We start from the raw sequence: 5,450 nt of genomic DNA, 5'->3' as shown, positions 1-5,450 counted from the left end.
GGGGGGGGGCGGGCGGGGGGGGCGGCCACGCCACCTTGCGGTTTCGTCCTCTCGACATCACTGAAAGTGACACTGCACTGTGAATGTACTCATTGACAACAGCGGGCTCTTCGTCACCGGCTTCAAGAACACCGGCATCTTGTTTGTCATCTCCGCGTTCTTCGCCCTGATCCTGGGCACCGTCGTCGCCGGCATGCGGGTGTCCCCCGCCCCCGCCATGCGCGCGGCCGGAACACTTTACGTCAACGCCGTCCGCAACACGCCGCTGACCCTGATCCTGGCCTTCTTTGCCCTCGGTTACCCCAAGCTGGGCCTGCCGGAAATCGGCTTCATGAATGCGGCCATCGTCGGACTCTCGCTCTACACGGCAACCTACGTTTCCGAGGCCATCCGCTCCGGCATCAACACCGTTGCGGTGGGCCAGTCCGAGGCCGCCCGCGCCATCGGCCTGCCGTTCATGCAGACCCTGACCTTGATCGTGCTGCCGCAGGCGTTCCGCTCGGTGCTGCCGCCGCTGTTCAGCGTGTTCATTGCCCTGCTGAAGAACACCACGGTTGCCGCCGGCTTTTCCGTGTTCGAGGCCGGTGCCATCCGCGCCTACCTCAGCGAACGCGGCGAGCCGCTGCTGCCGGGCCTGCTGTGGGTGGCCGTGATCTTTGTGGTGCTGGTCCTTGGCATCCTGACGCCGCTGCAACGCTACCTCGAGAAGAAGTGGAGGGTGGCCCGATGAGTTCAGTACTTTTTGACGTTCCCGGCCCCAAGGCACGCACCCGCAATGTCTACCTGAACGTTGCCACCGTCATTGTGGTGGTCGGCATCATTGCCTTCATTCTCTTCAGGTTCAATGAATCCGGCCAGTTCACGGCCAAGAAGTGGGAAATCTTCACCTTCCCGCGTGTCCAGCAAATGTTCCTGACGGTCATCGGTGCCACGCTGAAGGCCTTCGCCGTGGCCGCCGTCGGCAGCCTGGTCCTGGGCATCCTGCTCGCCTTCGGCCGCCTCGCGGACTCCCGCTGGGTCCGGGTGCCGTGCTACTGGTTCACCGAGCTGTTCCGCGCCGTGCCGCTGCTGATCCTGATGATGATCATGTACTACGGCCTGCCCTCCGCGGGCGTGAAGGGCATCACGCCGTTCATCGCCGTCGTGACGGGCTTGATCCTGTACAACGGCTCGGTCCTGGCCGAAGTGTTCCGGGCCGGCATCGAGTCGCTGCCCAAGGGGCAGCGGGAGGCCGGCCTCGCCGTCGGCCTGTCCAAGGGCCAGGTGCAGCGGATCATCCTGCTGCCGCAGGCGGTACGCTCCATGCTGCCCGTGATCATCTCGCAGCTGGTGGTCATCCTCAAGGACACCGCGCTGGGCTTCCTGATCACGTACAACGAGGTCCTCTACTACGCGAACTTCCTGGGTTCCCAGGGCCAGTACGGCTCCCCCGTGGTGCCGGCGCTCATGGTCACCGCAGTCATCTACGTGGGCCTGTGCCTGATCCTCTCCGGGATCGCCAAGCTCGTGGAATCGAAGATGTCCAGCCGCGTCAAGGTCGTCAGGACCAGGGTTGGCGTGGCCGGCTGACCCCGGCGGAGGCGCGGCGGCCCGGTGTTCTTCCGTCCGGCTATCCGACGCGTCGGCCGCGGGCGGCCTTTGGCGTCTCCTTTACGCCGGACTACAAAAAACACCGGCTCCGCCACTTTACGCGTTTCAGCCCGGCTATCCCAGCCAGCGGCTGAGGGCGGCGAGGCAGGCGCGGATGTCGTCGGCCGCCACGTGCTCATTGTCGCTGTGGGCCAGGAGGGGGTCGCCCGGGCCAAAGTTCACGGCCGGGATGCCGATCTCGCCCAGCCGGGCCACATCGGTCCAGCCGTACTTGGGCAGCGGTTCGCGGCCCACGGCCGCCACGAACGACGCCGCGGCCGGCGAGTTGAGTCCCGGCCGGGCCCCGGCGGACGAGTCCGTGCAGACCAGCTCAAAGCCGGACAACAGCTCCCGCACGTGCGCCTCGGCCTGTGCCGGCGACTTGTCCGGCGCGAACCGGTAGTTGATTTCCACCACGCAGGCATCCGGGATCACATTTCCGGCCGTGCCACCGTGGATCCTGACCACGTTCATGGACTCCCGGTAGTCCAGGCCGTCCACGGTGACGGTGGCAGGCTGGTAGGCAGCGAGCCGGGCCAGGATGGGCGCGGCGGCGTGGATGGCGTTCTCCCCCATCCAGGCGCGTGCCGAGTGCGCGGCCAGGCCGTGCGTGGTCGCCTCAAGGCGGATGGTTCCGTTGCAGCCGCCCTCCACGGTGCCATTGGTGGGTTCGAGCAGGATGCCGAAGGTGGCGTCGAGCAGTTCCCGGTGCTCGCGCACCAGCCGCCCCAGGCCGCTCTTGGATGCCGCCACTTCCTCGTGGTCGTAAAAGATGAACGTGATGTCCTTGCAGGGCTCCGTCACGGTGGCGGCAATGGCCAGTTGCACGGCAACGCCGCCCTTCATGTCCGTGGCGCCGCGGCCGTACAGCACCTCGCCGTCCCAGGAGCTCGGCACCGTGCCGCGGGATCCCGGCACCGTGGGCAGGGGGACCGTGTCAATGTGTCCGGCCAGGATGACTCGCTCGGCCCGGCCCAGAGCGGTCCGGGCCACCACGGCGTCGCCGTTGCGGGTCACGTCAAGGTGCGGCAGGGCGCGCAGGGCGGCCTCCACGGCGTCGGCGAGCGCGGCCTCGTTGCCGGAGACGCTTTCAATGTCCATCAGCGCGGCCGCCAGCTCGGCCACATCGCCCGCCAGGTCGAGCCGGGTGGCCGGTGCGGCGTGGAGGGGAGCGGGAGGTGTGGTGTCGTTGTAAGTCACCGCCCAAGTTTACCGGGCGCGGTTGCGGGGTCGGCCGCCGCGGCCGTGCGGGAGCCAGTTTCGAGCGCGCGCACCGGGTCGATAGACTTCATGCATGACGCAGAACCCAGCAACCCCCGCAGACCGCACTGCCCACGGATTCGGCCTGGCTTCCATCGCCGACGACGAATCTGTCCTCGATGTCTGGTTCCCAAGCCCGGAACTTGGCGCCTCAGTCAACGCCCTGGGGGCCGCCCGCGAGGCCGGCCCCGAGCTGACCTCGCTGGCCGTGCCCGGGCGGGACGACGACCGGGGCGTCACCCCGACCGTCGTGTTCGCCCAGATCGACCTGGACGAGCCCCCGGCCGATGCCGTTGACGCCTACCTGCGCCTGCACCTGCTCTCCCACCGCCTGGTCGCGCCCAACACCATCAACCTGGATGGCATCTTCGGCAAGCTCAACAACGTGGTGTGGACCAACTTCGGGCCCGCCCCGGTGGACGGCTTTGAGCTGACCCGCGCCCGCCTGCGCCGCCGCGGCGTGGTGACAGTGTATTCCGTCGACAAGTTCCCGCGCATGGTGGACTACGTCCTCCCCCCCGGAGTGCGCATCGCCGACGCCGACCGCGTCCGCCTGGGCGCCCACCTGGCCGAAGGCACCACCGTGATGCACGAGGGCTTTGTGAACTTCAACGCCGGCACCTTGGGCACCGCCATGGTCGAAGGGCGCATTTCCGCCGGCGTGGTGGTGGGCGACGGCACCGACGTCGGCGGCGGCGCGTCCATCATGGGCATGCTCTCCGGCGGCGGCAAGGAGCGCATCTCCCTCGGTGAGCGGGTGCTGCTCGGGGCCAACTCCGGCGTGGGCATCAGCATCGGCGACGACTCCGTGGTCGAGGCCGGCCTCTACGTCACCGCCGGCACCCGGGTGCGGGTCCTGCGGCCCAAGAACGACGACGGCGAGGACACCACCATCATCGTCAAGGCCAGCGAACTCTCCGGCACCCCCAACCTGCTCTTCCGCCGCAACTCCAGCTCCGGCGAGGTTGAGGTCCTCCCCCGCAAGGGGTCCACCGTGGAGCTCAACGACTCGCTGCACAGCAACTAGGGACGCTTGCACCTCCTTCACCGGCCCGGGGCGCGGCCGTGAGCCGTAGGCGCGGCCGTGCCTTCGTGGCCTGGCTGGCGGTGACCGCCCTGGCGGCCTCGCTCCTCGTGGCCGGCGGCTTCTGGGTGGCCAACTACCTGCGTGACGCGTTTGCCCCGCCGCTGGCCATTGGCTGCACGGCCACCGTGGACGGCAAGTCGTATTCCCTGGCCGTGGACCAGACGGAAAGCGCGTCGCTCATCAGCGCCCTGTCCGTCCGGCGCGGCATGCCGGCCAGGGCCGCGTCGATCGCCCTGGCCACGGCCCTGCAGGAATCCAAGCTGCGCAACATCGACTACGGGGACCTGGACTCGGTGGGGCTGTTCCAGCAGCGGCCGTCGCAGGACTGGGGCACCGCCGCCCAGATCATGGACCCGGTGTACTCCGCCACAGCCTTCTACAACGCGCTGGAGAAGGTGTCGGGCTACGTGGACATGCCCCTGAACGACGCCGCCCAGATCGTCCAGCGTTCCGCCTCCCCCCACGCGTATGCCCAGCATGAGGACCTCTCCCGCGCGTTTGCCTCCGCCTTGACGGGCCATTCGCAGGGTGCGTTGAGCTGCACGCTCCCGCCGGCAACGGCCGGAGGCACGCCGACGGCGGTGGAACAGGCCCTGAACGCGGTGTTTGGACCCGTCGCGGCGGCCCCCGCGGCCGACGGCGGGCCCTCCTCCCTGCTGCTGGAGGTCACCGACAGGACGGGCTGGGCCGTGGCACAGTGGGCCGTGGCGAATGCCCACCAGCTTGGCATCACCCAGGTTGGCTACAACGGCCGCCAGTGGACCCGCGGCGACACCAACCAGAAAACCGGCACCAACGCCGGATGGCAGCCCGCCGCCGCCGGTCCCGCCGGCACCGTGCAGGTCACGCTCGCGACGGCCCCATCTGTGACGCCTTAGTTGCTCAAAACCGGCCCGGAGTGAGCACCTAGTGTGGTGTCTCAGTTTTGTTTGGTGGCTTGAAGTGCGACGCGGCCGCGGTTGACTTTTTCGAGGATGGATTCGGCGGTTGCGGTCCAGATCAGCGGCTTCGGGTTGTCGTTGTTGGCGCGGATGTAGTCCTCGATTTTTTCGATCAGGTCCGGCACGGATTGGAAGACTCCGCGGCGCAGGGCCTTCTCTGTCAGGTCGCGGAACCAGCGTTCGACCAGGTTCAGCCAGGACGAGGACGTCGGTGTGAAGTGCAGGTGGAACCGCGGATGCTTCCCCAGCCAGGCCTTGACGTTGGCGTGCTTGTGGGTGGCGTAGTTGTCGATGATCAGGTGGATCTCCAGGCCCTTCGGGACTTCCTTTTCAATGGTCTTCAGGAAGGCCAGGAATTCGTCGTGGCGGTGCTTGGGCACGCACGTTCCGATGACCTTGCCCGTGGCGACCTCCAGGGCGGCGAAGAGGGTGGTGGTCCCGTTGCGCTTGTAGTCGTGCGTCATTGTCTCCCCGCGGCCCTTGACCATGGGCAGGGACGGCTGGGTGCGGTCCAGGGCCTGGATGGAGGTCTT

Annotated in this window: 6 protein-coding genes; 4 read left to right on the top strand and 2 right to left on the bottom strand. The window is 67.9% G+C overall.

Features of this window, described 5'->3' with window-relative positions; all coding sequences use genetic code 11:
- Nucleotides 1-79 precede the first annotated feature (79 nt).
- On the top strand, nucleotides 80-730 hold the full coding sequence (locus G6034_RS19245; RefSeq protein WP_176636710.1) for an ABC transporter permease subunit: 651 nt from the start codon (nucleotides 80-82) through the stop codon (nucleotides 728-730).
- Nucleotides 727-1,569: an amino acid ABC transporter permease gene (locus G6034_RS19240; protein ID WP_176636709.1), complete on the top strand. Its 843-nt coding sequence runs from the start codon at nucleotides 727-729 to the stop codon at nucleotides 1,567-1,569. The genes G6034_RS19245 and G6034_RS19240 overlap by 4 nt, the downstream gene beginning before the upstream one ends.
- Nucleotides 1,570-1,704: 135 nt before the next feature.
- On the opposite strand, the gene dapE is transcribed toward G6034_RS19240, so the two are convergent.
- Nucleotides 1,705-2,829, bottom strand: a complete 1,125-nt coding sequence (dapE, locus tag G6034_RS19235) for a succinyl-diaminopimelate desuccinylase (RefSeq protein WP_176636708.1) — start codon at nucleotides 2,827-2,829, stop codon at nucleotides 1,705-1,707.
- Nucleotides 2,830-2,923: 94 nt separating this feature from the next.
- On the opposite strand from dapE, the gene dapD reads away from it, so the two are divergent.
- Both dapD and G6034_RS19225 read left to right on the top strand, forming a co-directional pair.
- Nucleotides 2,924-3,916, top strand: coding sequence for a 2,3,4,5-tetrahydropyridine-2,6-dicarboxylate N-succinyltransferase (gene dapD, locus G6034_RS19230; RefSeq protein WP_176636707.1), 993 nt, complete (start codon nucleotides 2,924-2,926; stop codon nucleotides 3,914-3,916).
- A gap of 38 nt (nucleotides 3,917-3,954) precedes the next feature.
- Entirely contained in the window at nucleotides 3,955-4,854 is a 900-nt protein-coding gene (locus G6034_RS19225; protein WP_176636706.1) for a hypothetical protein, read from the top strand.
- Between the two features lie 41 nt (nucleotides 4,855-4,895).
- Here G6034_RS19225 and G6034_RS19220 read toward each other — a convergent pair.
- Nucleotides 4,896-5,450, bottom strand: a 555-nt coding sequence (locus tag G6034_RS19220) for an IS630 family transposase (protein ID WP_176636705.1), incomplete at its 5' end; no start/stop codon positions are given.

This window comes from Arthrobacter wenxiniae (assembly GCF_013376105.1).
Classification (GTDB): domain Bacteria; phylum Actinomycetota; class Actinomycetes; order Actinomycetales; family Micrococcaceae; genus Specibacter; species Specibacter wenxiniae.
Note: the sequence above shows the minus strand (reverse complement) of the source record. Positions and strands in the feature narration are given on the sequence as shown.

Coding starts and splice junctions, on each gene's coding strand:
- G6034_RS19240 (WP_176636709.1), top strand. CDS start 727: ATGAGTTCAGTACTTTTTGACGTTCCCGGCCCCAAGGCACGCACCCGC.
- dapD (WP_176636707.1), top strand. CDS start 2,924: ATGACGCAGAACCCAGCAACCCCCGCAGACCGCACTGCCCACGGATTC.